21 protein-coding genes are annotated in these 22,296 nt (G+C 61.4%); 15 read left to right on the top strand and 6 right to left on the bottom strand.

Annotated features, from left to right (window positions below; translation table 11 throughout):
- Nucleotides 1–47: 47 nt before the first annotated feature.
- The 5 genes from P0D71_RS06005 to P0D71_RS06025 all read left to right on the top strand — a co-directional run bounded on the left by P0D71_RS06005 (nt 48) and on the right by P0D71_RS06025 (nt 5,109).
- Complete coding sequence (locus P0D71_RS06005) at nt 48–1,163, top strand: YbdK family carboxylate-amine ligase (RefSeq protein ID WP_091797771.1); 1,116 nt, start codon at nt 48–50, stop codon at nt 1,161–1,163.
- Nucleotides 1,164–1,700: 537 nt separating this feature from the next.
- The gene (locus P0D71_RS06010; protein WP_408479480.1) at nt 1,701–2,339 is read left to right on the top strand and encodes a MarR family winged helix-turn-helix transcriptional regulator; all 639 of its coding nucleotides are present in this window, start codon (nt 1,701–1,703) and stop codon (nt 2,337–2,339) included.
- Nucleotides 2,340–2,465: 126 nt separating this feature from the next.
- Nucleotides 2,466–3,179 carry a glutamine amidotransferase gene (locus P0D71_RS06015; protein ID WP_408299739.1) on the top strand — a complete coding sequence of 238 codons (714 nt, stop codon included), beginning with the start codon at nt 2,466–2,468 and terminating at the stop codon, nt 3,177–3,179.
- A 73-nt stretch (nt 3,180–3,252) separates the two neighbouring features.
- The gene (locus P0D71_RS06020; protein ID WP_091797780.1) at nt 3,253–4,365 is read left to right on the top strand and encodes an NADH:flavin oxidoreductase/NADH oxidase; all 1,113 of its coding nucleotides are present in this window, start codon (nt 3,253–3,255) and stop codon (nt 4,363–4,365) included.
- A 219-nt stretch (nt 4,366–4,584) separates the two neighbouring features.
- On the top strand, nt 4,585–5,109 hold the full coding sequence (locus P0D71_RS06025) for an SET domain-containing protein (RefSeq protein ID WP_408181754.1): 525 nt from the start codon (nt 4,585–4,587) through the stop codon (nt 5,107–5,109).
- A 66-nt stretch (nt 5,110–5,175) separates the two neighbouring features.
- Here P0D71_RS06025 and P0D71_RS06030 read toward each other — a convergent pair whose 3' ends face one another.
- Together P0D71_RS06030 and P0D71_RS06035 are read right to left on the bottom strand one after the other, a co-directional pair.
- Nucleotides 5,176–6,678, bottom strand: a complete 1,503-nt coding sequence (locus P0D71_RS06030) for a sensor histidine kinase (protein ID WP_091800936.1) — start codon at nt 6,676–6,678, stop codon at nt 5,176–5,178.
- 134 nt (nt 6,679–6,812) lie between these two features.
- Nucleotides 6,813–7,499: a response regulator transcription factor gene (locus P0D71_RS06035; protein ID WP_091797785.1), complete on the bottom strand. Its 687-nt coding sequence runs from the start codon at nt 7,497–7,499 to the stop codon at nt 6,813–6,815.
- Nucleotides 7,500–7,739: 240 nt separating this feature from the next.
- On the opposite strand from P0D71_RS06035, the gene P0D71_RS06040 reads away from it, so the two are divergent.
- Complete coding sequence (locus P0D71_RS06040) at nt 7,740–7,964, top strand: DUF3717 domain-containing protein (RefSeq protein WP_091797788.1); 225 nt, start codon at nt 7,740–7,742, stop codon at nt 7,962–7,964.
- Between the two features lie 105 nt (nt 7,965–8,069).
- Here the strand turns inward: P0D71_RS06040 and P0D71_RS06045 are convergent, their stop codons facing one another.
- Entirely contained in the window at nt 8,070–8,360 is a 291-nt protein-coding gene (locus P0D71_RS06045; RefSeq protein WP_408181748.1) for a 4a-hydroxytetrahydrobiopterin dehydratase, read from the bottom strand.
- A 104-nt stretch (nt 8,361–8,464) separates the two neighbouring features.
- Complete coding sequence (gene phhA, locus P0D71_RS06050; RefSeq protein WP_408479481.1) at nt 8,465–9,355, bottom strand: phenylalanine 4-monooxygenase; 891 nt, start codon at nt 9,353–9,355, stop codon at nt 8,465–8,467.
- 146 nt (nt 9,356–9,501) lie between these two features.
- Here phhA and P0D71_RS06055 point away from each other — a divergent pair, with 146 nt between their 5' ends.
- Complete coding sequence (locus P0D71_RS06055; RefSeq protein ID WP_408181741.1) at nt 9,502–9,993, top strand: Lrp/AsnC family transcriptional regulator; 492 nt, start codon at nt 9,502–9,504, stop codon at nt 9,991–9,993.
- Between the two features lie 66 nt (nt 9,994–10,059).
- Here P0D71_RS06055 and P0D71_RS06060 read toward each other — a convergent pair whose 3' ends face one another.
- On the bottom strand, nt 10,060–10,596 hold the full coding sequence (locus P0D71_RS06060) for a class IV adenylate cyclase (RefSeq protein WP_091797800.1): 537 nt from the start codon (nt 10,594–10,596) through the stop codon (nt 10,060–10,062).
- 370 nt (nt 10,597–10,966) lie between these two features.
- A complete protein-coding gene (locus P0D71_RS06065) occupies nt 10,967–11,866 on the bottom strand; it encodes a LysR family transcriptional regulator (RefSeq protein WP_408479482.1) in 900 nt (299 codons plus the stop codon).
- Nucleotides 11,867–12,009: 143 nt separating this feature from the next.
- Between P0D71_RS06065 and P0D71_RS06070 the strand changes: the two genes are divergently transcribed.
- From P0D71_RS06070 to P0D71_RS06105, 8 genes are all read left to right on the top strand, one after another.
- The gene (locus tag P0D71_RS06070; protein ID WP_408479483.1) at nt 12,010–13,548 is read left to right on the top strand and encodes a CoA-acylating methylmalonate-semialdehyde dehydrogenase; all 1,539 of its coding nucleotides are present in this window, start codon (nt 12,010–12,012) and stop codon (nt 13,546–13,548) included.
- 164 nt (nt 13,549–13,712) lie between these two features.
- On the top strand, nt 13,713–15,428 hold the full coding sequence (locus P0D71_RS06075; protein WP_408479484.1) for a GMC family oxidoreductase: 1,716 nt from the start codon (nt 13,713–13,715) through the stop codon (nt 15,426–15,428).
- Between the two features lie 286 nt (nt 15,429–15,714).
- Nucleotides 15,715–16,494: an ABC transporter ATP-binding protein gene (locus tag P0D71_RS06080; RefSeq protein ID WP_408479485.1), complete on the top strand. Its 780-nt coding sequence runs from the start codon at nt 15,715–15,717 to the stop codon at nt 16,492–16,494.
- Entirely contained in the window at nt 16,491–17,249 is a 759-nt protein-coding gene (locus P0D71_RS06085) for an ABC transporter ATP-binding protein (protein ID WP_408479486.1), read from the top strand. Before P0D71_RS06080 ends, P0D71_RS06085 begins: the two co-directional genes overlap by 4 nt.
- Before the next feature lie 54 nt (nt 17,250–17,303).
- Nucleotides 17,304–18,518, top strand: coding sequence for an ABC transporter substrate-binding protein (locus tag P0D71_RS06090; RefSeq protein WP_091797817.1), 1,215 nt, complete (start codon nt 17,304–17,306; stop codon nt 18,516–18,518).
- Between the two features lie 195 nt (nt 18,519–18,713).
- On the top strand, nt 18,714–19,598 hold the full coding sequence (locus P0D71_RS06095) for a branched-chain amino acid ABC transporter permease (RefSeq protein ID WP_091797820.1): 885 nt from the start codon (nt 18,714–18,716) through the stop codon (nt 19,596–19,598).
- Nucleotides 19,598–20,569 carry a branched-chain amino acid ABC transporter permease gene (locus tag P0D71_RS06100; RefSeq protein WP_177205092.1) on the top strand — a complete coding sequence of 324 codons (972 nt, stop codon included), beginning with the start codon at nt 19,598–19,600 and terminating at the stop codon, nt 20,567–20,569. The genes P0D71_RS06095 and P0D71_RS06100 overlap by 1 nt, the downstream gene beginning before the upstream one ends.
- Before the next feature lie 515 nt (nt 20,570–21,084).
- Entirely contained in the window at nt 21,085–22,251 is a 1,167-nt protein-coding gene (locus P0D71_RS06105; RefSeq protein WP_091797826.1) for an ABC transporter substrate-binding protein, read from the top strand.
- Nucleotides 22,252–22,296: the final 45 nt, after the last annotated feature.

Genomic DNA, 22,296 nt, shown 5'->3' on the forward strand with positions numbered 1-22,296 from the left:
GGCCGGGCACGTGACCCACACCCGGCCGACCTGACTCAGGGGACGCCATGTCACTCGAACCCTTCATCGACTCGAAACCGTTCACCTTCGGTGTCGAACTCGAGATGCAGATCGTCAACACGCATGACTATGATCTGACCAAAGCCGGCTCGGATCTGCTGCGCCTCATCAAGGACGAAAAGATCCCCGGCAACATCACGCCGGAAATCACCGAAAGCATGATCGAGCTGTCCACCGGCATTTGCACGTCGCATGAGCAAGCCGTTGCCGACTTGCGCAAGATTCGCGACACGCTCGTTTCGGCGGCCGATCATCTGAACGTCGGCTTGTGCGGCGGCGGCACGCACGCATTCCAGCAATGGAGCGAACGGCAGATCGTCGATACGCCGCGCTTTCAATACCTGTCCGAGTTGTACGGCTACCTCGCCAAGCAGTTCACGGTGTTCGGCCAGCACGTGCATATCGGCTGCCCGGATCCGAACAGCGCGCTCTACCTGCTGCATTCCATGTCGCGCTTCATTCCGCACTTCATTGCCTTGTCCGCATCGTCGCCCTTCGTGCAGGGTGTCGATACCGGTTTTCATTCGGCACGACTGAATTCCGTGTTCGCGTTCCCGCTCTCGGGCCGGGCGCCGTTCGTGTTGACGTGGGACAGTTTCGAGGAATATTTCTCGAAGATGGTCCACACGGGGGTCGTCAACAGCATGAAAGATTTTTACTGGGACATCCGGCCGAAGCCCGGTTTCGGCACGATCGAAGTGCGCGTGATGGACACGCCGTTGTCGGTGGATCGCGCGGCGGCGATTGCCTGCTACATCCAGACGCTCGCGCGGCATCTGCTGCTCGACAAACCGATCACACCGAAGGAAGACGACTACCTCGTCTACACCTTCAATCGTTTCGAAGCATGCCGGTTTGGTCTGGCCGGCACCTGTATCAATCCGCAAACGGGCGAACGCAAGACGATTTCCGAAGACATTCTCGAAACGCTGGATCGGATCGCTCCGCACGCCGAAGCGTTGGGTTCGGGTAATGCGCTGGCTGAAATCGGCTCGATCGCTCGCAGTCAGGTCAATGATGCGACCTGGCTGCGTGGCGTCGTCGAACGGGAGAAGTCCCTGCACGAAGCCGTCAGGCAACAGTGTTTGCAGTGGCGCGCGTAGCCGGAGACTGAACGGCTCGCGGTAAATCGTAAGGAAACCCGCCTCGAGCGGGTTTTTTTCAATAAATTAAATTTCCAGCTCGGCGTATCTTAGGTTTTATAAAGTTAACGTATACAGACGTAGTAGTAGTTAACAAGCATTGCGCCGGCCTGTGGACAACTGAATAATTCCCTGCAAAGTCAATGCGCTGCGTAAACCATAAGTGAGCTGATCGAGGCTGCATGGAGGCCGGTATACGAGGACAACTTCGGTGCGGCCAGGCAGGCCTCGCGGCTTATCAAGAATTGGCGCACAACCTGTCCTTGCGTTTTCCCGCGGTTATCCACAGCTTGCGTTGGATAAGTTAGCTGTACGATTCGCCGCTCTCGCATAGAATGTCGTTTTCGCTGCCTTGCCTTGCAGGGCGGTAAATTTTTGAGATAGTAGAAAACCGTCTTGTCCGCAGTTGGGCGAGGCTACCCCACACAGGCTACGGGTGCGGTCGGCGAATGGTTCGCCAGCGGCGCACGAAAGCTGTAAATAAACCAATCGAAGATTATGAGCGAAGGCGTATACGGAGAACAGGCGACCGGGCGGGTGACCCACAGCCTATTGCGATTGAGCACGGCAATGCGGAGCCAGGCTTGGGAATGGGCGGAAGGCGCTGGCCTGACGCCGACTCAAGGCGAAATTCTGGTTTTGCTGATGCAGCGCAAAGGCCCGATGCGTCTCGGCGAAATTGCCCGTGAAACGGCCCTCACCGCCGCGACAACCAGCGATGCAGTCAGCACGCTCGAGACCAAAGGCCTGGTCGAAAAACGCCGTGCCCTCGACGACGGCCGCGCCCTCGCAGTTCGCCTGACGGCGCGTGGCCGCACGGCCGCGAAGCGCGCCGCGCAATGGCCGGACTTTCTGGCCAAGGCGGTCGGCACGCTGCGCGACGACGAGCAGGCTGTGTTCTATCGCACGCTGCTCAAGACCGTGCATCAGCTGGAAGCGCAAGGCACGATTCCGCCGCACCGCATGTGCCTGACCTGCACGCACTTCGAGCCGAGCAAGAATCCGAAGAAGACGCCGCATCATTGCGCGTTGCTCGATCTGAACATGACGGATACGGATCTGCGCCTCGATTGCTCGGTGTATGAGATTGCCGACGTCGCCACCCAGAAGAAGACCTGGAAGATCTTCGCCCAATAAGGCGGCTTCTTCCGGGACAATCCGCTACACTGCCAGCCGGCTTTGGCGGGCGGCGCATGCCGCCTGTCAGCCATCCGGTGCCGCGTGGCGGCAAGTCTTTAGTCAACCTGAAGGTGGGGCAGGCCGATGAATCACGAAGTTCTGGCCATTCGCCACGTGCACTTCGAGGATCTGGGCAGTCTTGAGCTGGTGCTCGGCGAGCGCGGGCGTCCGGTTCGCTATCTCGATGTCGGGGTGGCCCGCATCGAGGCGCCGAATCCCGTCTCCGCGTCATTGATGGTGGTGCTCGGCGGCCCGATCAGCGCAACCGACGACGCGCATTACCCGACACTCGTGCCGCTGCTGTCCAAGATCGAGAAACGCATAGCGGCGGGTTTGCCGACACTCGGCATCTGCCTTGGCGCGCAACTGATTGCCCGCGCGCTCGGTGCTCGCGTCTATCCCGCGGGCCGCACCGAACTCGGTTGGACACCGCTTACGTTGACCGATGCCGGCCGCGCTTCGCCGGTTCGTCATCTGGATGGCGCGCAGACTTCCATGCTGCATTGGCACGGCGACACCTTCGATTTGCCTGACAACGCGACACGTCTCGCGTCGACTCCTGCGTGCGAGAACCAGGCGTTCTCCTGGGGCAGCCATGTGCTGGGTCTGCAGTGTCATCCGGAGATTCGGACCGATCGCTTCGAGCCCTGGCTGATTGGTAACGCCGGTGAGCTTGCGGGCCACGGTATCGACGCCCGCCAGTTGCGGGCCGAGACCGCGCAGTTCGGTCCCGCGCTCGAAGTCGCCGCGCGCCGGATGTTCAGCGAATGGCTCGATCAGGTCGAGGCGAAACCCTGATAGGCCCGTGCCAGCAGTAAATCCATTGCGGTGCTATGCTCGTTCGCTCTTGGGTTTTTACTGGGCGTAATCCATGAGCGCGCTTTTTTCTCCGCTCACGCTGCGCAGCGTGACGCTTCCCAATCGTATCGTCGTGTCCCCGATGTGCCAGTATTCCGCCGAGCGTGGCGAGGCAACGGCGTGGCACATGATCCATCTCGGCAGCATGGCATTGTCGGGTGCCGGCATGCTGTGCATCGAGGCGACTTCAGTCGAGCCGGACGGACGCATCACACCGGGCGATCTCGGCTTGTGGGACGACGTCACCGAAGCCGCGCTCGTTCCCGTGCTCGCCGCGATCCGCAAGCATTCGCACATCAAGGTCACGATGCAGTTGTCGCACGCCGGGCGCAAGGCGTCGAGCCACGCGCCTTGGGAAGGTGGCCAGCTGATTCCGGTGTCGCAAGGCGGATGGTTGCCGCACGCGCCGTCCGCGTTGCCACACAAGGCAGGTGAAGAGCCGCCATTGGCGCTCGACATACCTGCGTTGAACCGGATCCGCGAGGCATTCGCGGCCTCGGCGCGGCGCGCCGCGCGGCTCGGCATCGACGGACTGGAAGTGCATGCGGCACACGGCTATCTGCTGCATCAATTCCTCTCGCCGATCGCCAATCAACGCGACGACGAATATGGTGGCTCGCTTGAGAACCGTATGCGCTTTCCGCTTGAAATCTTCGATATCGTGCGCGCTGCATTTCCCGCCGACAAACCCGTTGGCGTACGCGTCTCGGCAACCGACTGGGTCGAAGGCGGCTGGACGCTCGAGGATACGATTGCGTTCGCGCAGGAGCTGAAAAAGCGCGGCTGCGACTGGATCGACGTGTCGTCCGGCGGCGTCTCGCCGCTACAGAAGATTCCGCTTGAACCGGGTTATCAGATCCCCTTTGCGAAGGCCGTCAAGGAGGCCACGGGCCTCACCACCATCGGGGTCGGTTTGATCACCGACCCATTGCACGCCGAGCAACTGATCGAAGCCGGCGACGCCGATCTGATCGCGCTGGCTCGCGCATTGCTGTACAACCCGCGTTGGCCATGGCACGCCGCGGCGCAACTCGGTGCGACGGTCGAAGCGCCGCCGCAGTACTGGCGCTCGCAACCGCGCGAGCAAAAGGCGCTGTTCGGCGACATTTCGTTCGGACAACGGTGAAATTGGTGGCACGTCTCGCGCGCGCGTCTTTTTGACGGTTGAACGAAGCCGTCGTGAGCGTGTACGATGCCGGTTGTGGCGCATGAGCGTCGCAGATCGACGCGGCGCTCGCAAGGCGCCGCGTTTGCTATGCGCGTCGGAAAAGAGCAGCGCATTAGACGCGGGCATTCCTGACGGCTGCCGATCTTCACCCCCAAGTTCTTCACAAGGATTCATTCAATGAGTTCACGCAGGATCGCCGTGCGCCGTTCGGGTGTGCACGGCAAAGGCGTGTTTGCCGTCGAACCGATTGCGGCCGGCGAGCGGCTGATCGAATACAAGGGCGAACGGATCTCCTGGAAAGAAGCGCTGCGCCGTCATCCGCACAATCCGGCGGAGCCGAATCACACGTTCTATTTCGCACTCGACAGCGGCAAGGTGATCGACGGCAAAGTGAATGGCAATAGCGCGCGCTGGATCAACCATTCCTGCGCGCCGAACTGCGAAGCCGAAGAAATCGACGGTCACGTGTATGTGCACGCGTTGCGCGATATCGCCGAAGGCGAGGAAGTCTTTTACGACTATGGCCTCGTGATCGACGCGCGGCAGACCAAGAAGCTCAAGAAGGAATACGAATGCCGTTGCGGCGCGCGCAAGTGCCGCGGCACGATGCTGGCCCCGCCGGAGAAGGAGAAGGGCGCGGGCAAGTCCGAGAAGTCGGCCAAAAAGGCTAAGACGACTGCAAAGAAAGCGAAGAAGAAATGACATGCGCGCTGCCTGAGTCGTTCACATTGGTGAACGCGCCAGGCAGTCCGTCGCACAGCTGATCCGTTAGCTATCCACCGGCGCCGAGTGCGCCGATTTTTTTGCCGGCCGCCTTGTATCGGGCGCGGCTTCAATGTGTACGCTGATCGGCACGAGCGGTATGCGCACAATGAAACGTGCGCCGCCTTCCGGCGCGTCTTCGTAATGCACGCTGCCGTGATGCAACACCATGATGTCGTGAACGATGGCGAGGCCGAGACCGGCGCCGCTGTCCACGCCGGCATCGCTCTGACCGTCGCCGCGGAAAAACCGCTTGAAGAGATCGGCTTGCTGATTGCGCGGCACGCCAGGCCCGTTGTCTTCAACGGCAATCTCCGCCATGCGCAGGTCGTCGATCACCGTTTGCGACACCGTTACCGTAATGCGACCGCCATCGAATCGCGACGGTGGCATGTACTTCAGCGCGTTATCCAGCAGATTGGCGATCACTTCGTGCAGCAATACGGGATTGCCGCGCGCCATCAACGGATGGCCGTTACTCGGGTCGTCCAGACGCTGGAAACCGAGGTCGACGTGGAACGTCAACGCACGCGGCACCCATTCCGCGCCGGTATCGAACGCGAGCGCGGCCATGTCGACGTTGACGAAGCGAGCCGCCTGTTCGCCCGGCTCGGCGCGCGCGAGCGAAAGCAGCTGATTCGACAGCCGCACCGCTCGGTCGGCTGCGGCGCGCAGCTCACGCACCGCGGCCAGCGTTTGCTGCGGGTCGCGCGCAACGGCCGCCTGCTCGGCATGCAGCTTGACCGCGGTGAGCGGCGTGCGCAGTTGATGCGCGGCGTCGGCGATAAACTTGCGCTGGCCGTCGAGCGCGGTTTTCAGGCGACCGAGCAACGCGTTCAGCGCACCGGTCAGCGGCCGGATTTCGACCGGCACATAGGTCTCGTCGACCGGTTCGAGCGACGTGTGGGTTTGCCGGTTCAGTGAATCCGCAAGATCGGTCAGCGGATTGAGCTGTTGATTGACCACGCGCCACACGATCACCCAGCCCGCCAGCAGCAGCAATAGCAGCGGCATCATGATCGCGACGAGAAACTCGGCGGCGATTCGAAACCGGTGGTGCACCGGTTGGCCGACCTCGACGACGATCGGATTGCCCGTTGGTTGATCGACCCGCACCTGTGCCACGCGCACCGTCACACCCTGATGCTGCGTTTCGAATACGTACGCGTAATGCATGCGCCGCACGCTCGTGCCCTGCAGCGGAAGATTATGGTCGCCGGCGATTTCGGTTTCGCCAGTGCTGATCCGGTAGACGAGGTGTTCCACCGGGTCCGAGAACATGGCTTGGGCAAGAGGCGGCACGGTGACTTTGGCGTCCGGGCCGGCAATCTGGATCTGTTTGGAGATCGCGGTGGCGAGATCGGCGAGCGAACGGTCGACCACGTGCTGCGTGTACTGCCACGCCAGCCAGTATGCGATCAGGCCGCTCATGAGCGCGAGCAGCGAAAGGGGAGCAGCGAGGCGCCGCAGCAGCGTGCGGCGCAGACTATTGGCGGCCGGCTGGGGCATGATCGAACGCGCGGGAAAGAGGCAACGGCGCAAGCACCGTGAAATTTCGCCGACGGCCGGCGTGTTGCGCAACCAGTGCGCGGCGCCGGCCCGGCGCCGTCAGGCCGCAATGGGCATTGCGGCCTTCATGACGATTATGCGGCCTGGCGGATTTCCTGCAACAGGTAACCGAAGCCACGCACCGTGACGATCTCGACACGGCAGCTTTCGAGCTTTTTACGGACCCGGTGCACGTAGACTTCGATCGCGGTGTCGCCGAGATCGCCGCCGAAATGCGTCAGATGGTCTTGCAGTTGCGCCTTGCTGACCACCCGGCCATGACGCAACAGCAGCATTTCGAGCACGGCGAATTCACGCGGCGAGAGCTCGAGCGGCTTGTCGTCGTTGAAAATGCGGCGGTCGACGCCCGACAGGCGTACACCACCCAGCGACACTTCCGGACGCGGCATGTCGCCGTGCGGACCGCTGCGGCGCATCACCGCGCGAATGCGCGCTTCGAGTTCGGTGGGTTCGAACGGCTTCAGCATGTAGTCGTCGGCGCCGGAATTCAGACCTTGCACGCGGTCGTTCAATTCGTCGCGCGCGGTGAGGATGATCACCGGCGTGTGACGATTGCTCTGACGGAAGCGCGAGAGCAGCGACATGCCGTCGATGCCGGGCAAGCCCAGATCGAGGATCACCAGTTCGTGGCGATTTTGCGTTAGGGCCTGTTCGGCGAAAATGCCGTCGTGAACCATGTCGACGGTGAAGCCGGCTTGTTCGAGACTGCTTTGGATGCCGCGTGCGATGGGGCGGTCATCTTCGATCAGAAGGAGTCGCATGGATTTCGCTCAAGTACAATGGGTTAGGCGTTTGGGCAAGCGGTTCGCCGGGGCGCCTGCTGCACAGGCAGCGTGCGGCGTGGCTATACCGGACTGACACGAAGAAGCGGCCACGAAGCAGGCATCGAGCAGCCTCGAAGCACCTGTTCGGCGCCCCGGACCTGTCGCTTCGCGCGAGTCCCCCGAGGGGCAAGAAAACTTGGGACGGGCCGGCGTTTTCTTGAGAGCGATCACGAAGTCATGTCCGAGATAAGCATTCACGAACTGGAAGCCGCGATCAACTTCTGGCGCGCCCGCTCACCTTCGAGCGGCGACGAACTCGTTCTGTGCAAGGAGGCAAGCGCGCTCTCCAAGCCGTATGCGTTGATGATTGTACAGCGTCAGAACACGCTATCGCCGGATCGTTTGGACGCGACTGCGAGGCTTGCGTGGGATTCTTACGTGCACCTTAAGAATAGCCTGTAGAACTGAAGGTTTGGACAAGGGATTACCTGCAATGCCCTTTCATTGCCGCCGAATTGTTCCGTATGCGGCGCGTAATCACGCCTGAAGCCGACCTGTTTGTTTGTATTACGCCGTAATACTGTCGATAAACGCGGCCAATTCGATGTCGCGTTCGGTCAAGCCGTTGGCCTCGTGCGTCGAAAGCGTGATTTCCACCTTGTTATACACGTTGAACCATTCCGGATGGTGATCCATTTCCTGCGCCTTGATTGCGACGCGGGTCATGAAACCGAATGCTTCGTTGAAGTCGGCGAATGTGAACTGGCGCTGGATTGCGTCGCGGCCCGTCGCGGCTTGCCAGCCATTCAGCGCGGCGATCTGGGTGGCGCGTTCTTCTGAAGTGAGTTTGTGAATCATGGTGCTACCTCATTGAGTCTGGACGGGCACGCCGGTGGGCGTGCACATCCGCTATTTTTTCATGGATAAAGCCTGCCCGTTGCCGGCCTGCCCGGCGTTACCTGTCAGATATCGCCGTCTGCCAGCCAGCCCTCCCGTGAGCCGCGCGTGATGACGCGATCGTGTTCGAGCACGTCGCCGGCCGCGAACGCCGGTTGGGCGGCAAGCTTTGCCAGCAGCGGCGCGAAGTCGGTTTGCGTCACGTTGAACAACTGCGCGAAATCATCGATTACGAAGTAGGTCTTCTGGAACGTGTCGATGCGGTAGCGGGTGCGCATCACGCGTTCGAGGTCGAAGCTGAGCCGGTTCGGCGCGGCACTTTGCTGGCTGTAGAGCGTCTCGCCCTTGCTCGACACAATTCCCGCGCCATAAATCTTCACGCCGTTCGGACTTGCCGCGTCGCGGATCAGGCCGAACTCCACGGTGTACCAATAGAGGCGCGCGAGCAGCGGCAGGGCGCCGGCGTCATGGGCGGCAAGCGCGGCGCGGCCGTATGCGTGCATGTAGTCGGCGAATACCGGGTTGACCAACAGCGGCACGTGGCCGAAAAGATCATGAAAACAATCCGGTTCCTGCAGGTAATCGAGCTGGTCGGGCCGGCGCATCCACCAGGTCACGGGAAACCGGCGGTTCGCCAGATGCTCGAAGAACACCTGGTCCGGCACGAGGCCCGGCACGGCGACAATCTGCCAACCAGTGGCGGGCATGAGCTTCGCGTTGATCTCGTCGAAGGAGGGCACGCGGTCGGCCGGCATGCCGATGCGTTCGACGCCCGCCAGAAACTCGTGACATACGCGCCCTTTGAGCAACGCCGTCTGGCGCGCGTAGAGCTGTTGCCATACTGCGTGGTCGACCGCGCCGTAGCTTTCGGTTGGTTGATCGATGGTGAAATCGGCACGGGTTTCGAGCCCGGCGTCGAATTGCTCTTTCAGTTTGGCGGTATTGGCGGTCGACATGGTGCAACGCTCTGCGGTAGCGGCAGTAAAAATCGGTGATGCAAGTGTAGAGCGGCAAGTATGCGGAAAGGGCGCAACGTTGGCGTTTTATAGATGTGATATGCAATAATCATGCATGAAATCACCATTTAATGCAGGAAGTCGTCATGTTAGAACTGGATCACTTCGATCTCGCGCTGCTGGAGGTGCTTCAGCGCTTCGGCCGGGCAACGCATCAGCAACTGGCTGAGCAGGTGCCGCTGTCACCGTCACAGATTGGCCGGCGCTTGCAGCGTCTGGAGCAGGCGGGCGTGGTGGACGGCTATCGCGTCGTGCTGCGGCCGGAAAAACTCGGGCTCGGCGTCACCGCTTTTACGAGCTTGAAGTTGAAGCACCACGGCGATTCGATCATCGAGCAATTCCAGCAACAGATCGACGTGCTGCCTGAAGTGCTGGAGTGCCATGCCGTGGTGGGCGACGCCGACTATCTTTTGCGCATCGTCGCGCCCGATCTGAACTATCTGTCGACGTTCGTGATGAAAAAGCTGATGCGCGTGCCGGGCGTCGATAGCGTACGTTCGAATATCGTGCTCACCACCTTCAAACGCAACGGGCCGTTGCCGCTCGGCCATCTGTCGCCGGGCGCAGCCGCCGCTTGAAGCGGCGGCGTTACGCATGCGGCGCCGGTCGCGCGGATTCAGGCCGCGGCTTGTAGCGCCTTGGTCTTACGCGGCTTGCTTTGGGGCGCTGTCCGGGCTCAGCAAATCGACGTAGGCCACCGCCACCAGATCCGATTCCGGCACGCCGAGCGTGGCGAACATCGCGTGCGCTTCTGCATGGCCGCCTTCTTCGTCGTCGTCCTGGGCGAGCAGGACTTCGAGTTCGACGAAGTCACCCAGACCGTCCACCCGGTCCAGATGGATACGCGTGCGCCCGGTCAGATACACATGCCGTTCCTTGGTGACGATGCCGCGTGTGGTCAGCGCGGTGGCGAGCAGCGCGTGCATGGCTTCCGGGTTGGTCACCGGGCTGCGCGTGTAATAAGACGCTTTCGGGCCGTCGCGGTCGTCGCGCTGGTAGAAGATCAACTCGGCCGGCGTGCCGTCGTCGAACTGGCGCAGCTTCAGGCGGCCGCGCGGCACGTCGTAGAAAAAGTCCTGCTGGCGGAAGATCAGCGGCGCGTCCGGCGCGAGCTGCGCCGCGCGTTCGCGGAGTTGCTCGAAATGCTGGGCGCGGGCTTTGATTTCAATGTTGCGTGCCATGTCAGGCTCCTGTCGAAGGATGGAGTGGTCGGCGACTTCCGGTGTTGCCGGGGCGAAGCTGCCGGGAAGGACAAAGTCAGGCGGAACGGGAAACAATGCGGGGACAGCGCGTGAGCGCGAAGCCTCAATCTAACAAAAACTGCGTGACGGTGTGGTTTCAGATGTGGGGCGGATGGACGCGGCGGGTGATGGAACTCACCGGGCGATCATCGCGGTGGTCCGCGGAAAGCGCCGCGCGAGAGGACCGCCGTGAGGATCGCCGCGAGGACTGCGCGGTACACGGACATCATGAGAGCGGCTCATATCGCTTGCCTCTCGCACTCTGGCTGACGGCCGATCATGCTTCACGCAATCGTCGTTCGCGTGCTCATCAGGTCGCCCATTGTTGCTCGATCAACTTCAGCGCTGCCGCAATGGCCGGCTCCTCCTTGCGCTGCGCGAGCGTGATGAAGCTGAGCTGAGTCGGCACGGTCACACCTTCGACAATGGTCAGCGCGTGCGCATGCGCTTCGGCGATCGCGGTGGCGTCGCGTGCGAGCGTGAGGCCCACGCCTGATTTGACCAGGTCGAGCATGGATGGCTCCTGATCCACTTCCGCCACCTTGATGGGATTCACGCCGGCCTCGTCGAAGCAGCGCGACAACAAGCGGTTATGCGCCGACGCGGGCGGCGTCCAGATCCACGGCAGCGCCGCAAGCGAGCGCCAGTCGCGCGCGCCTTTGACGCGGTCTTTCCAGCCGGCGGGCGCCAGCACACGGTACTGGAAGTGAGTCAGCGTGACGGCGTGAAAAGCTGGCCCGTCGCGCGGTTCGTCTTCGGACGGCAGGCCGATGTAGTAGCCGACATCGAGCTCACCCGCGCGAACCTGCTCCAGCACCCATCCCGACATGCCGTGGCGCAAGGCTGTCTCGATGCGCGGCCAGGTTTCCACGAGTTGCTTCAGGAAGCCGCCGAGGCGCAGAAACGCCGGGTCGAGGATCGTGCCGATCCGCAAGCGCCCGCGTACTTCGTGGCGCAGCGATTGCGCCGCCCGCTGCACGTCGTTCGCCGCGCCAAGCGCGCGTTCGGCGTGCGGCAGCAGCGCCTGGCCGTCGCGCGTCAGCGAAAGCCCGTGCGAGGTCCGCGTGAACAGCGTCACGCCGAGCGTCTCCTGCAAATGCTTGATTTGCAGGCTGACGGCGGGTTGGGTCAGGTGAAGCTGCACCGCGGCGCGCGTGAGGTTGCCCTCGCGCGCCACGGTGACGAAGGCCCGGAGCAGAGTCAGATCCATATCCTGATATTAACCCGCCTTATAACGCAGTTGAGCATTACTCATTGGATTTGCCGGCCCGAAGCGCCGTACGCTTCAGCTTCAGCACGCCTTGATCGAGCCGCAGGCGCCGGGGCGGAAGACTTCACAGGAAAGAGGACACCATGAGCGAGACATATCAGGACGAAGCCGTGCGCAGCGCGAAGAGCGCGACCGCGCTGACGCATTTCATCAACGGCAAAACCGTCGAAGGCACGAGCGGGCGCTTCGGCGACGTCTTCAATCCTGCTCAAGGCAGCGTCAGCGCACGCGTGCCGCTCGCGAGCGTCGCCGAAGTGGACGCGGCCGTCGCCGCCGCCAAAGACGCGTTCCCGGCATGGAGCGAAACCGCGCCGATCAAGCGGGCGCGTGTTCTGTTCAAGTTCAAGGAGCTGCTCGACCGTCATCACGACGAACTGGCGGAACTGATCACGCGTGAGCACGGCAAGGTGTTTTCGGACGCGAAGGGTGAAGTGATGCGCGGCATCGAAATCGTCGAGTTCGCCTGCGGCATTCCGAATCTGCTGAAGTCCGACTTTACCGATCAGATCGGCGGCGGCATCGACAACTGGAACCTGCGTCAACCGCTCGGTGTGGTCGCCGGCATTACGCCGTTCAATTTCCCAATGATGGTGCCGTGCTGGATGTTTCCCGTCGCGATTGCGTGCGGCAACACGTTCGTGTTGAAGCCGTCCGAGCGGGATCCTTCCTGTTCGAACCGGCTTGCCGAATTGTTGAGGGAGGCCGGCTTGCCGGATGGCGTTTTCAACGTCGTGCACGGCGACGAGGTGGCGGTCGACGCATTGCTCGTGCATCCGGAAGTCAGCGCGTTGTCGTTCGTCGGTTCGACGCCGATCGCCGAATACATCTACACGGAGGGCACGAAGCACGGCAAGCGTGTGCAGGCTTTGGGCGGAGCGAAGAATCATCTGGTAGTGATGCCGGACGCGGATCTCGACCAGGCAGTCGACGCCTTGATCGGCGCGGCGTACGGCTCGGCGGGCGAGCGATGCATGGCCATTTCGGTGGCCGTCGCCGTCGGGCATATCGCCGATGAACTGGTCGAGCGGCTCACGCCGCGCGTGAAGAGCCTGAAGATTCTCAACGGCATGGAGTCGGATGCCGAGATGGGACCGTTGGTCACGGCGGTGCATCGCGAGAAAGTGGTGGGCTATATCGACTCTGGCGTCGCGGCGGGCGCGAAACTGGTTGTCGATGGGCGAGGCCATCAGGTCAGTGGACACGAGAAGGGATTCTTTCTTGGCGGCACCTTGTTCGACGATGTTTCGACCGACATGAAGATTTACCAGGAAGAGATTTTCGGACCCGTGCTTTGTGTGGTGCGCGTGCCGGATTTTGCGTCCGCGGTGGAACTCATCAACGCCAATGAGTTTGCCAACGGCGTGTCGCTGTTTACGTCCGATGGCGGTGTCGCTCGCGCGTTCTCGCGCCAGATCCAGATCGGCATGGTTGGCATCAACGTGCCGATTCCAGTGCCGATGGCGTGGCACTCGTTTGGTGGCTGGAAGAAGTCTCTCTTCGGCGACCATCACGCGTATGGTGAAGAAGGCGTGCGGTTTTACACCCGCTACAAGAGCATCATGCAGCGCTGGCCGGACAGCATCGCCAAAGGCGCTGAGTTTACGATGCCGGTGGCTAAGTAGATTGAGGCATTGGCCTTCGGCAGCGCTGCTCGTGGCGGCCGAAGGCAGTAGCGAAACGGCCGCCGCACATGCAGAAGAAAAGCTGGAAACACGATTAGAGCCCAACGCCGCGGTCGCATGCCAATCATACGACCGGTCTGCAAAAAAGCTTAGGAGACTGAACAATGAGCGATTCCGACACCAGGCCCGAGACCCCGCGGCGGCTCGAAGGCGAGTTCGATTACATCATCGTGGGCGCGGGGACGGCGGGCTGTGTGCTGGCCAATCGCCTGAGCGAAGATCCAGACGTGCGGGTACTGCTGCTCGAAGCCGGCGGCAAAGACGACTACCACTGGATTCATGTGCCGGTCGGCTACCTCTATTGCATCGGCAACCCGCGCACGGACTGGCTCTACAAAACACAATCTGAGCCGCGGCTGAATGGCCGCGCGCTTTCGTACCCGCGCGGACGCGTCCTGGGCGGAAGCTCCTCAATCAACGGCATGATCTACATGCGTGGGCAGCGCGAAGACTACGACGAATGGGCTCGCGTCACGAACGACTCGTCCTGGTCGTGGAACTCGGTGTTGCCCGTCTTCAGGCGCAGCGAAGATCACTATGCCGGCGCGACCGAGTCGCATGGCGCGGGCGGTCCTTGGCGCGTGGAGAAACAGCGGTTGAAATGGAAAATACTCGAAGAGTTTTCACGCGCTGCGCAGGAGACCGGCATCCCCGCCACGGACGACTTCAATCGCGGCGATAACACCGGTGTCGGCTACTTCGACGTCAATCAGAAGCGCGGCATTCGCTGGAATGCGTCGAAGGCATTTCTGCGTCCCGCACTCAAGCGGCCGAATCTCATGGTCATTACCGGCGCGCACACGCAACGCGTCGTATTCGAAGGTCGCCGTTGCACAGGCGTCGAATATCGCGGCGACAACACGGACTATCTGGCCAAAGCACGCTGCGAAGTGATCCTCAGCTCTGGTGCTGTCAATTCGCCGCAATTGCTCGAACTCTCCGGTATCGGCAACGGTGCACGTCTGCAGAACCTGGGTATTGAAGTCGTCAACGATCTGCGCGGCGTGGGAGAAAATTTGCAGGACCATCTGCAATTGCGAATGGCCTATAAAGTCGATGGCGTGCGCACACTCAACACAGCGTCCGCGCATTGGTGGGGCAAGCTGATGATCGGCATGCAGTACGCGCTGTTTCAAAGCGGGCCGATGTCGATGTCGCCGTCGCAACTCGGCGCGTTTGCCAAATCGGACCCGAATGATCGCTCGCTGACGCGGCCCGATCTCGAGTATCACGTCCAGCCGCTTTCGCTCGATCGATTCGGCGAACCGCTGCACCGATTCAACGCGTTCACTGCGTCCGTGTGCCAGTTGCGGCCCACTTCGCGCGGCAGCATTCACATTGAATCAGCCGATGCGTCAGCGCCGCCGTTGATCGCCCCCAACTATCTCTCTACCGATTACGACCGGCACGTTGCCGCCAATGCGCTGCGTCTCACGCGACGCATTGCCGCGGCGCCCGCGCTCTCGCGCTACCGGCCGCAAGAGATTTTGCCGGGCGTCCAGTACCAGACCGAGGAAGAGTTGCAGCAGGCTGCCGGCGCCGTCGGCACGACCATCTTCCATCCGGTCGGCACCTGCCGCATGGGCACGACCGACGACCCCGGCGCGGTGGTCGACAACCGGTTACGAGTTATCGGTGTTGACGGATTGCGAGTGGTCGATGCATCTGTCATGCCGACCATCACCTCGGGCAACACCAATTCGCCCACGCTGATGATCGCGGAGCGCGCCAGCGAGATGATCCGCGAGGATCGCCGTGCGCGCGTTGCCGGCAGTTCCGTGGCACATACAAGCTCGACGCCCTCCGTGTTCGCCGTGTGACAAGTGTCATATGGCTGGCATGAGATGCCCGTCCGACGTGCACGGCGGGCATCACGTGCTTAGGGTCATGTTGCAGACCGGCATCATCCACTAAGTGCAAATCCCAATGAATGCGCTGCATCATTGGCGCGACAATGGCAGCCATGCTGCGTGTGGCCCCATGGATTACCGTCCGGATTGGTGCAGCACGCCAACGAGCGGCACGGGGTGCCGCCGTCATAAAAAGTCGCGCAGCGGTTCGCGCGGAAGATCGTAATGCTTCGCCTTACTCCGTATGGAAGGGAACATGATTCTCGGCGATACGATTCTCGAAACGCGCGGCCTCACCCGTGAGTTCAAAGGCTTTATCGCCGTGAACGGTGTGAACCTGCGCGTGCGCCGTGGCTCGATCCATGCGCTGATCGGCCCGAATGGGGCAGGCAAGACCACCTGCTTCAATCTGCTCACCAAATTTCTCGAACCGACTGCGGGTCAAATCGTTTTCAACGGTATCGACATTACGAGCGAACGCCCGGCGCAAATCGCACGGCGCGGCATTATCCGGTCATTCCAGATTTCCGCTGTATTTCCGCATCTGACAGCATTGCAGAATGTGCGCATTGGCTTGCAGTGTCAGCTCGGCACGGCATTTCATTTTTGGAAGAGCGAACGCACGCTTCGCCAACTCGATGATCGCGCAATGGATTTGCTCACGCAGGTCGGATTGACCGATTTCGCCGACGTGTTGACGGTCGAACTTTCCTACGGCCGCAAACGCGCGCTGGAAATTGCCACCACGCTCGCCATGGAGCCGGAGCTCATGCTGCTCGACGAGCCCACGCAAGGCATGGGCCACGAAGACGTCGATCGCGTGACGGCGCTAATCAAGAAGGTATCGAGCGGCCGCACCATCCTGATGGTCGAGCACAACATGAATGTGATCGCCGGCATTTCCGACACGATTACTGTGCTGCAACGTGGCGAAGTGCTTGCCGAAGGCAGCTACGCCGAAGTGTCGAAGAATCCGCTCGTGATGCAAGCCTATATGGGTAGCGCCGACGCGGCGCTTGCCGGAGCCCACGCATGAATACGATTGCCGAGCGCGAAAGTCTCGACGTTAGCGGGACGGATAATGCCGTGCCCGCGCTGGACATTAAGGGTTTGCAGGCGTGGTACGGGGAATCCCACATTCTGCATGGCGTCGATCTGACGGTGAACCGCGGCGAAGTCGTCACGCTTCTGGGCCGCAATGGCGCGGGACGGACCACGACGCTGCGCGCCATCATGGGCCTGACCGGTCGGCGCACCGGTTCGATCCGCATTGCCGGTCGTGAAACGATCAATCTCCCCACGCATCGCATCGCGCATTGCGGCATTGGTTATTGCCCGGAAGAGCGCGGTATTTTTTCGAGCCTCTCCTGCGAGGAGAATCTGCTGTTGCCGCCGCCTGTCGGGGACAAGGCGCACATGATGTCGCTCGAAGAAATCTATTCGATGTTTCCGAATCTGCACGAACGCCGCATGAGCCAGGGCACGCGGCTCTCAGGCGGCGAACAGCAGATGCTCGCGGTAGCGCGCATTCTGCGCACCGGCGCGAGCTTGCTGCTGCTCGACGAAATCTCGGAAGGGCTTGCGCCTGTCATCGTTCAGGCGCTGGCACGCATGATCATGACGCTCAAGGCGCGCGGCTACACCGTGGTGATGGTCGAGCAGAATTTCCGCTTTGCCGCGCCGCTTGCCGATCGCTTCTACGTGATGGAGCACGGCGCGATTGTCGAGCACTTCGGGGCAAGTGAACTCGAAACCAAGATGCCGGTCCTGCACGATCTTTTGGGCGTTTAAAAAACCGCCCGATTTGCCTCTGATAACCACAAGCGAAGAAACCAGGAGACAGGAATGAAAAAGAACCCACTCGCGCGGCTAGCCTCCCTTTGTTTCGCGGTCGCCGCCGGCGCCGCTCTGACGATGGGCAGCGCGCAAGCGGCTGACGACGCGGTGAAGATCGGCTTCATCACCGACATGTCGGGTCTGTATGCGGATATCGACGGCCAGGGGGGCCTCGAAGCGATCCGCATGGCAGTGGCGGACTTCGGCGGCAAGGTCAACGGCAAGCCGATCACGGTGGTGTATGCGGACCACCAGAACAAGGCGGACATTGCGGCCTCACGCGCACGCGAGTGGTTCGACCGCGACGGCGTCGACCTGCTGATCGGCGGCACGAACTCGGCAACGGGTTTGTCGATGAACACCGTGGCCGGTGAAAAGAAGAAGGTGTACATCAGCATCGGCGCGGGCGCCGACACGCTGACCAACGAGCAATGCACGCCGTACACGATCCACTATGCGTACGACACCACGGCGCTGGCCAAGGGCACGGGCTCGGCGGTGACGAAGCAGGGCGGCAAGACCTGGTACTTCCTCACGGCTGACTACGCGTTCGGCAAGGCGCTCGAGAAAAACACCTCGGACGTGGTGAAGGCTAATGGCGGCCAGGTGCTGGGCGCGGTGCGTCATCCGCTGTCGGCATCGGACTTCTCGTCGTTCCTGTTGCAGGCGCAGGCGTCGAAGGCACAGATTCTGGGCCTCGCCAACGCGGGCGGCGACACGATCAATTCGATCAAGGCAGCCAAGGAGTTCGGCATCACCAAAACGATGAAGCTCGCCGCGCTGCTGGTGTTCATTGACGATATCCACAGCCTGGGTCTCGAAACCACCCAAGGCCTCGTTCTGACGGACAGCTGGTACTGGAACAAGGACGCCACCACTCGCAAGTGGGCGGAACGCTACTTCGACAAGATGAAGAAGATGCCGTCGAGCCTGCAGGCCGCCGACTACTCGGCGACCATGACCTATCTGAACGCGGTGAAGGCGGTGGGCTCGACCGACTCCGACAAGGTGATGGCGCAACTGAAGAAGACCAAGATCAACGACTTCTACGCGAAGGGTTACATCCGTCAGGACGGCAGCATGATCCACGACATGTACCTGATGCAGGTGAAGACGCCGGCCGAGTCCAAGGAGCCGTGGGACTACTACAAGATTACGGCGACGATCCCCGGCGAGCAGGCGTTCACGACCAAGACGGAAACGCGCTGCGCGCTGTGGAAATAAACGTGGATTGGTAACCAGATAGCCGTCTGTCTGCTCGTACTGGCGGGCAATACACAGTGCTGTGTTGGCACACAGGCTGACGGCGAACCGTTTCACATGCCGCGCACGATCGGCGTCGCTGACGCTCACCGTGCGCCGGCTGGATCGTGCGTGACCGATCTCACCTTGGCGATGGCTTAAGGGGTTAAGGCTTCAATGGAAATCTTTGGCGTTCCGCTACCGGCGATGCTGAGCCAGCTGCTGCTGGGGCTCGTGAACGGCTCGTTCTACGCAATTCTGAGTCTTGGGCTGGCGGTGATCTTCGGCCTGCTCAATGTGATCAACTTTGCGCACGGCGCGTTATTCATGCTCGGCGCGATGCTCGCGTGGATGGGTCTGTCGTATTTCGGCTTGCCTTACTGGGTGATGCTCGTACTGGCGCCGCTGCTCGTCGGGCTGTTTGGCATGGCGATCGAACGCTCGATGCTGCGCTGGCTCTACAAGCTCGACCATCTGTACGGTCTCTTGCTGACCTTCGGACTCACGCTGGTCGTGGAAGGCGTGTTCCGTTCCATCTACGGTTCGTCCGGCCAGCCGTACGACGTGCCGTCGGCGCTTTCCGGTGCGACCAATCTCGGCTTCATGTTCCTGCCGAACTATCGCGCGTGGGTCGTAGTGGCCTCGCTGGTGGTTTGCTTCGCGACGTGGTTCGTGATCGAGAAGACGCGCCTCGGCGCCTATCTGCGCGCGGGCACTGAAAATCCGAAACTGGTCGAAGCGTTCGGCATCAACGTGCCGTTGATGATCACGCTGACCTATGGCTTCGGCGTCGCACTGGCCGCATTTGCCGGCGTGCTCGCCGCACCGGTGATCCAGGTCTCGCCGCTGATGGGCCAGCCGATGATCATCACCGTGTTCGCGGTGGTGGTGATCGGCGGCATGGGTTCGATCATGGGCTCGATTCTCACCGGCTTGCTGCTGGGCGTGATCGAAGGGCTCACACGCGTGTTCTACCCGGAAGCGTCGGCGACCGTCGTCTTCGTGATCATGGCGCTCGTGTTGCTGGTGCGCCCGGCGGGTCTCTTCGGCAAGGAAAAATGATGCAGAGAAAAGTGCTCTACGGTCTGCTGCTGATCGTGCTTCTCGCGGTGCCCGTGCTCGGCATCTATCCGCTCTTCGTGATGAAAGTGCTGTGCTTCGCGCTGTTCGCGGCGGCGTTCAATCTGCTGATTGGCTACACCGGATTGCTGTCGTTCGGCCACGCCATGTTTCTCGCGTCGGCCGGCTACATCACCGGCTATGCGATGCAGACGCTCGGCTTCTCGCCGGAGCTGGGCGTGCTCGCCGGCACCGCGGCGGCGACCTTGCTCGGGTTGATCGTGGGCATCTTCGCGATTCGCCGCCAGGGCATCTACTTCGCGATGGTGACGCTGGCGCTCGCGCAGATGGTCTACTTCGTGTTCCTGCAGGCGCCGTTCACGCATGGTGAGGACGGTCTGCAAGGCGTGCCGCGCGGCAAGCTGTTCGGCGTGCTGGATCTCTCGTCCGATACGGCGTTGTACTTCGTCGTGCTCGCCGTGATGGTGCTCGCTTTCCTGCTGATTGTGCGGATCGTGCATTCGCCGTTTGGACAGGTGCTGGTGGCGATCAAGGAAAACGAGCCGCGCGCGGTGTCGCTCGGTTACGATACGGATCGCTTCAAACTGCTGGCGTTTATTCTGTCGGCGGGAATTGCCGGTCTCGCGGGTTCGCTCAAAGTGCTCGTGCAAGGCTTCGAGACATTGAGCGACGCGTATTGGACCATGTCGGGCCTCGTGATCCTGATGACGCTGGTCGGCGGCATGGGCACCTTGTTTGGACCGCTGCTCGGCGCTGCATTGATTGTCGCGCTCGAAGACCGGCTCGGCGATTTCGGCGGGGCGCTGGCGTCATCCACCGGCGTTGAGTGGTTCCGTTCGCTGGGCGAATCGGTAACCATTGTGACCGGCGTGATTTTCATTGCGTGCGTGCTGGCGTTCCGGCGTGGCATTGTCGGTGAGATCATCGCGCGGGTGCGGCCGCTGCGGGCCTGAACGCAGCGAAATTCGTCATCGTTTCGGTATCCGATCTAGTTTGCCGCTCTTGATGTAATGAAGCGGGAGCGCGGGTTGCCAAGACTCCCGGCGGGGTTGAACAGGTCCTGGCAAGCGCGCCCCAATTTAGTGCCGCAGTGCACCACTAGGGTAATTGCTAGTTGTAGTAGAGCAGGTGCTCCTTTAATCTTCATGCAGTTCTGATGCACCACGAAATTTGCAGGTGGAGAACGAGGAGACAATGAGGCACTCAGTGCCCAGACGAAAGCGCTGTTGGATTGATATCCAACAGCGCTTTTTATTTGTGTTTTCGATTATTCGCTATTCGAATTCCCCGCTAATTCGGTGACCCTTTTTATTCACCGGACTTGTCTCTATTTCGCAGCGCACAACCCTGCAAAACGCTTGCAGCGCGTGGCTTCCGCCGCTAAACTCGCTATTCACCGACCGCTGGGTCGGGATTTAAATCCACGGATTTAGATTCGAATGAATAACGGGGTAGACAGAGGAGCGGGATGAAGTCGGCATTGCGTTGGATCAGCGCGGCATTGGTCGCCACTGGAATCACTGCGGCATGGAGCGGCCATGCGTTCGCAGACGTGAAAATCGGCGTGACCGTGTCGGCAACGGGTCCTGCCGCGTCGCTCGGTATCCCGGAAAAGAACACGATTGCGCTCCTGCCTAAAGAAGTGGCGGGCCAGAAGATCGAATACATCGTGCTCGACGACGCCACTGATTCGACTCAGGCCGTCAAGAACACCCGCAAGCTCACCAGCGAAGATCACGTGGATGCGCTGATCGGCTCGACCGTCGTGCCGAACTCGCTGGCCATGATCGACGTCGCTGCAGAAACCACTACGCCCATGATCTCCATGGCCGCCGCGGCAAGCATTGTCGAGCCGATGGATGCGAAGCGCGCGTGGGTCTTCAAAACGCCGCAAAACGACATTCTGATGGCAACCGCGATCGCGCAGCACATGTCGAATCACGGCGTGAAGACGGTCGCGTTTATCGGCTTCTCGGACGCTTACGGCGAGAGCTGGTTCAAGGAATTCGGCAAGGCAGCGGACCTCGCGAAGATCAAGATCGTCGCGAACGAACGCTTCGCGCGCAATGATGCTTCGGTGACCGGCCAGGTGCTGAAGGTCATGTCGCAGAATCCCGATGCGGTGCTGATCGCAGGCGCGGGCACACCGGCTGCGCTGCCGCAGAAAACGCTCAAGGAGCGTGGCTACAAGGGCAAGTACTATCAGACGCACGGCGTCGCCAACAACGACTTCCTGCGCGTGTGCGGCAAGGATTGCGAAGGTACGTATCTGCCCGCCGGCCCGTTGCTGGTCGCGGATCAATTGCCCGATTCAAATCCGGTGAAGAAGAGCGCGCTCGCCTATAAGCGCGCGTACGAAACCGCTTACGGCGCCGGCTCGGTGTCGACTTTCGGCGGGCACGCATGGGACGCCGGCTTGCTGCTGCAACGCGCGATTCCGCTGGCGCTGAAGAAGGGGCAGCCGGGCACGCCTGCGTTCCGCGAGGCGTTGCGCGCAGCGCTGGAAAGCACCAAAGACATGCCCGCGTCGCACGGCATCTTCAACATGAGCGCGAATGACCACTCTGGCCTCGACCAGCGGGCGCGCGTGATGGTGGAGATTGTCGGCGGCAAGTGGAAGTTGTCCGGCGACTGAGCGAGGGCGAAGCGATACGGAACCTCATAGAAAAAGACGCGTGCA

The sequence above is a fragment of the Paraburkholderia sp. RL17-383-BIF-A genome, assembly GCF_046028015.1.
Taxonomy (GTDB): domain Bacteria; phylum Pseudomonadota; class Gammaproteobacteria; order Burkholderiales; family Burkholderiaceae; genus Paraburkholderia.